Source organism: Xenorhabdus sp. Sc-CR9 (assembly GCF_963897815.1).
Lineage (GTDB): Bacteria > Pseudomonadota > Gammaproteobacteria > Enterobacterales > Enterobacteriaceae > Xenorhabdus.
Genome location: NZ_CAWQTY010000014.1, coordinates 1 through 5,562 on the forward strand (window position 1 = coordinate 1; position 5,562 = coordinate 5,562).

Annotated in this window: 6 protein-coding genes and 1 pseudogene; 3 read left to right on the forward strand and 4 right to left on the reverse strand. The window is 39.1% G+C overall.

What is annotated here, in order from left to right:
• Positions 1–122, forward strand: a pseudogene (locus tag AACQ81_RS00850) (IS5/IS1182 family transposase); the annotation flags it as partial.
• Here the strand turns inward: AACQ81_RS00850 and AACQ81_RS00855 are convergent.
• The 4 genes from AACQ81_RS00855 to AACQ81_RS00870 all read right to left on the reverse strand — a co-directional run bounded on the left by AACQ81_RS00855 (position 73) and on the right by AACQ81_RS00870 (position 4,135).
• Complete coding sequence (locus AACQ81_RS00855; protein WP_237388357.1) at positions 73–444, reverse strand: FimD/PapC N-terminal domain-containing protein; 372 nt, start codon at positions 442–444, stop codon at positions 73–75. The pseudogene AACQ81_RS00850 and the gene AACQ81_RS00855 sit on opposite strands and share 50 nt — an antisense overlap.
• An 80-nt stretch (positions 445–524) precedes the next feature.
• Positions 525–1,235 (reverse strand): fimbrial biogenesis chaperone, encoded by a 711-nt coding sequence (locus tag AACQ81_RS00860; RefSeq protein WP_237388358.1) that lies wholly within the window; start codon positions 1,233–1,235, stop codon positions 525–527.
• Between the two features lie 54 nt (positions 1,236–1,289).
• Positions 1,290–1,841: a fimbrial protein gene (locus tag AACQ81_RS00865; protein ID WP_237388359.1), complete on the reverse strand. Its 552-nt coding sequence runs from the start codon at positions 1,839–1,841 to the stop codon at positions 1,290–1,292.
• 917 nt (positions 1,842–2,758) lie between these two features.
• Entirely contained in the window at positions 2,759–4,135 is a 1,377-nt protein-coding gene (locus AACQ81_RS00870) for an alanine/glycine:cation symporter family protein (RefSeq protein ID WP_237388360.1), read from the reverse strand.
• 318 nt (positions 4,136–4,453) lie between these two features.
• On the opposite strand from AACQ81_RS00870, the gene AACQ81_RS00875 reads away from it, so the two are divergent.
• The gene (locus AACQ81_RS00875; protein ID WP_237388361.1) at positions 4,454–5,041 is read left to right on the forward strand and encodes a recombinase family protein; all 588 of its coding nucleotides are present in this window, start codon (positions 4,454–4,456) and stop codon (positions 5,039–5,041) included.
• Between the two features lie 233 nt (positions 5,042–5,274).
• Positions 5,275–5,562 (forward strand): transposase (locus AACQ81_RS00880; protein ID WP_237388362.1); only part of this gene is annotated, 288 nt, incomplete at its 3' end.

Sequence of the window (5,562 nt, forward strand, 5' to 3'; positions counted from 1 at the left end):
TTGCCTGGCTAGAAAAGTGTCGGCGGCTGTGGAAAAACTGTGAGGGGGATTTGAATACCAGCCTTCAGTTAGTCAACTTAGCATTCCTTGCTTTGCTCTTGCGCAGGAAAGATACTGAATAGATACTAAGACATCCGCCTGCACACACAAATTGACCTGATAGTTTGGTAATCCTTTAAAGGTAACACTATCCCGTGTCAGGTATTCCCCATTCAGCCAGATCTCAGATAAATAAGTTCCCGGCAACATGGCCGCTCCTTGACTGAAATGTTTTAAATCCAATTTATCTGGAGAGACACTACGCAAAAATGCCGCCTCAAATTCAATATCTTCGTTTTCGTTGGTGTATGCAACAGAATAAGCAGATACCATTACCAAGGAAAATAACAGTAAACGAAATACAATGGCAGGATATAAACGGTTATTAATTATAATTGGTTTCATTGTATTCCTTTACTCTGTTATTTCTTTATATCTTTATTTATATCTTTATTTATTTCTTTATTCCTGAAGACTAAAATATCTTATTGTGTACTGTGTATGGCGCCATAGTCATTAATATATTGCCAGTCCATTATTTTACCAACAGGGGAGCCTTTAATTGCGAAGGTACGTTTGCCAAACGGGGGAACCGCATCGCCTTCGATGAGCTGTTCTTTACCCTTTTGCTCTACCGTGATATTCATCAGATTGATATACCAGGGAGAATCATTAATAGCAGTAATGCCATTGCTGTCAATTTCCCAGCGCAACGTTTTAGCCGCCGCTTCAGGTGCTCCTTTGAGGGAGGAGGGTCGAAATAATATTTTGATGCGGGTACGTATTGCAAATTGTAAGTAATTACGATTACCTTCTTCTTTAATTTTCACCGGAATTTCCAACGCATTTAACCAGAAGAGAGATTCCCGATCCGCCGGAAGATGATTATTTTCAATATAACGAATACGCAGAGACTGACCTTTATTGGGGTCAATCCGATTAACCGGTGGTGTGAGAATAAAAGGGACATTAATATCTTCCGGTAGTGCTTCTGCATCGCCATTATCTATCCAACTTTGTAATAACACCGGTGCTTTTCCCTGATTATTTACCTGTACTGTAACTTCCTTCTCTGTTTGTGGATATATCACGCGGGTAGACGAGAGCACAACAGATGCAAAAACAGGATGTACCATGATTGCCAGAAGCAATACTCCCGGTATCTTTTTTAATAACAGATAAAATTTTGATGACATGTTACAGCTCTTTATCCTGAGAGATAGAGCGGAGTTTCCTCCGCTGTTATATCATTATTTATATTGGATGTTATAACTTACCGTTGAGGTAATAGCTCCTGCAGTAGCTGTCCCTGTTGCCCTATATCGGGCATAATATTGCAACTTACCAGCTCCGGATGTCATAGTAGCAGGTGCAGCTTTAGTTCTCTGTTGAATAATATCATTTATTTCTATAGCGTTTCTGTTAGAATCTAGGAGTTCAATTTCAACATTAGCAGCTCCGCCAACCTTCTTATTAGCTAATCTTTTTGAGGAATCGCTACTGCTAAAATAGGCAAACGGGACAGGGGAATCTAACCTGTGGCTCGGCTGGACACAGCCCGTAAGGTTCAAAGTAAAACCAGTCTCCCCCGCGACCTTCCCGTCACTATCCAAATCTGACAGGAGAGCAGATGGTAATGAAACAGTGCCATCCGCTGAACCTCTACTATCAAGCACTACATTACAAGTAGTTGCCAGCACCTCTCCCTGAAAAGTAATTGTTCCACTAGAAACAGCCATCACAGATGTACTGCTTAATACACCAATGACCATTGCCATAACTGATAATTTATTAAGTTGCATAAAAATAAATACCTAACCTTATTCTAAACAATTATTTAAACATATAATTAAAATTAATTAAAAGATCTATAATATTCGCTTGCGTGCCATTTAAGAAATGCATCCACCAGACTAATCATTAAAAAGTACAAGGCTTATAACTATTAGCTTATTAACATCCTGCAAAAAATCTCTTAATAAGAGAGAGAAATATACACAAAATAAAGGTATCGTGGCAATAGAATAACAAAAAAATATGAAATAAAAAAAGAAAAAAGAAAAATGTCTTTATAAACAAAGGATAATAAAAAATCATCATTTTAAATGAGGTTTCATAACAGTGTTGAACCCATTTCTTCATTCCCGGTTTTCGGGCTCAAGTCCATATCCATTTTATCTTAATAAAAAGCCGGATGATGTTCTGAAATATCCGTTTTTGAAGAATTTGATAGCGTGAGTCAAGGTACCTTTATCAATAACATTGTTAATCGACAGGTATAACCCTTATCACAGGTTTGATTGATAAATCTTCCCATTTACCGATGTTCATTTTAGGGTAATAAAAACTTAAACAACCCAGAATGGATAACTGACATGAATGGATAATCAGCATGAATACTTGACATTGGTTTATTTGTTTGTTGAATAAATCCATTTAATTCTGACCAATATATTCTCGTCTGGTAAATATAAATAACAAAAAAGGTAATTCTAAATATACCTACAACTCATTATCTTTATTTATTTCTGAAAAGAAAAACTTTCAGTATAACCCTAATTTAATAGTGACTTAATTTCTCTCTGATGCTGCACCTATTGAAGAGTAAATTCAGTAAATTATGCATTTTTTATCTTTCAATCTACTGAAAACACAAAAAATAAGAGGTGATATTTCAAGCCACCTCTTTTTTGATTTTCTCACTCAAATAATATAAATCTTAGTCTGTCTTCGTCATCGGTTTAATATCAATACTATCCGCATTAACATCACGAATATGGTCTTTCGTCAGCCTATAAACAATCGGGCTAAGTAATGCAATCGCTATCAGGTTGGGAATTGCCATCATTGCATTGAGGGTATCCGCCAGCAACCAGACAAAAGTCAGTGACTGGGTTGCACCAATCGGCAATGCAATAATCCAGGCAATCCGGAAAGGCACGATAGCTATTGGTCCCAGTAAGTATTGAATACATTTCTCACCATAGAAACTCCATCCCAAAATGGTTGTGAAGGCGAAAATAGCCAAAGCGATGGCAACAATATAGTTACCACCCGGGATCACTGCGGAGAAAGAAGCTGCAGTCAATGTTGCTCCTGTTTGGCCTGTCAGCCAGCCACCGGTAATGACAATAGTTAAGCCAGTGACAGAACAGACAATGATCGTATCAATAAAGGTGCCTAACATAGCAATTAAACCCTGACGGATCGGGTTTTGGGTTTTTGCGGCCGCGTGGGCGATCGGCGCGCTTCCCATACCGGCTTCGTTAGAGAATACGCCACGGGCGATACCGAAACGGATTGCCGCCCAGACTGCCGCACCAGCAAAACCGCCCTGTGCCGCGACAGGTGTGAAGGCTGATTTGATGATTAAAACAAATGCATCAGGAACAGCAGAGATATTGAGGGCAATGACGACTACACCTGCACCAAAGTAACCCACGGTCATGACAGGTACTAATTTACCTGCAACATCAGAAATCCGTTTGATACCACCAATCAGTACAGCACCGACTAAAACAACCAGAATTCCGGCCGTTATGACTTTTTCTATTCCGAAGTTACTTTCCAGTACATCAGCGACTGAGTTGGCTTGTACAGTATTGCCAATGCCAAAGCCTGCAATACTGCCAAAAAAAGCAAAGAGTGTTCCCAGCCAGACCCATTTTTTCCCCAATCCGTTTTTGATGTAATACATTGGACCGCCAACGTAATTACCATTTTTATCAGTTTCACGGAAACGTATCGCCAGTACCGCTTCTGAATATTTTGTGGCCATACCGACCAAGGCGGTCATCCACATCCAGAACAATGCTCCCGGCCCCCCCATCACAATGGCTGTCGCCACACCTGCGATATTTCCTGTCCCAATTGTCGCTGACAGGGCTGTCATCAACGCATTGAAAGGTGAAATCTGGCCTTCACCCCGTTGGTCATTTTTTTGGAAGAGTAATTTGAACCCGGTGCCCAGTTTACGGATCGGTAAGAATGACAAACGAATTTGCATGAAAATACCGATACCTAAAAGACCGATCAGCATGGGAACGCCCCATACTACCCCGTTTATTGCACCTAACCATTGTGTAATCAATTCCATATACACCCTCGGCAGTTTAATATAACAAGTTAGCAACAAAATTATTTCAATTAAATAAAGAGCATTTTGGAAAAATAAGCGAGAACTAATTGCGTATTACTGATAAGAAAAAATTGATACTGTGAATCAGCTCACTCGTTTAGGTTATTTTTTATTGAATTGATTGGTAATAATTTCTCTTTCATCACTTAATCGGATAAACACTTCACGATAACCATTTTTTATCACGCATTTAGATAAATAAAAGGTTTTTTATATCGTATAAATGGGTATTATTTATGTAATTAACAGTTTCTAAAAGTAATAAAAGGAACATCTGTGGCAAAAGTAGGTTATATTAGAGTGTCAACAACTGACCAAAATAGTGATTTACAAAGAAATGCGTTGGTCAATATTCATTGTGAACTGATTTTTGAAGATAAAATAAGTGGTAAAACGGCAAATCGCCCCGGACTGAAACGTGCTTTAAAACACCTTAAACCCGGTGATACTCTGGTAGTTTGGAAGTTGGATCGATTAGGCCGCAGTGTAAAAAATCTTGTCACTCTCATTTCTGAACTGCATGAGCGTGATATTCATTTTCAGAGTCTGACTGACAGTATTGATACCAGTACAGCAATGGGGCGATTTTTCTTTCATGTAATGAGTGCGCTGGCAGAAATGGAACGTGAACTAATTGTGGAAAGAACCAATGCGGGTCTGGCAGCAGCACGGGAACAGGGAAGAATTGGTGGACGACCCGTGATATTTACCGAAGAAGATCGTCAGCAAGCTGCCAGACTATTGACTAAGGGACACTCCCGAAAACAGCTGTCAATTATTTACAATGTCTCATTATCAACAATTTATAAGTATTTACCCGTAGGGAAAGTGGTTAATTTTCCATTTCAAAATCAACTCGATTAATAAGCTACGATATTGAAAGCGTAAAATCTTTTATTAAATTGCTCCATTCGGTTGGTTTCTCAATTTGTACGGCATGACCGCTATCAATTTCTTTGTATATGCTGTTTTTAATCTTTTTATAAACTTCATGTACTAGATTAAGGTGGAATTAACGAATCACTGCTTAATCCAATAACTAAGAACCTATTCAGAATATTTTTAAACCTGAATAGTTTTTCATGTAAACTGGCGGGATGAGAAAAGTTTATACCAGTGACATTAGTCGAGAAGTGTTCATGGAAATTGAACCCCTGTTGCTCAGCAAGAGGAAACGCACACGCCCCAGAAAAGTCGATGTCTACGAGGTATTTTGTGCCTTGCTATATTTGCTCAAGAGCGGTTGTCAGTGGGATAGGCTGCCCAGCGATTTTCCCCCAAAAAGCACGGTTTATTACTACTTCAAACTCTGGAAAGAAAAACCGTCAGAAACAGACCCCAGTTTGCTTGAGCAGGCTTTAAAAAAATGTCGTTGGCGAGGACCG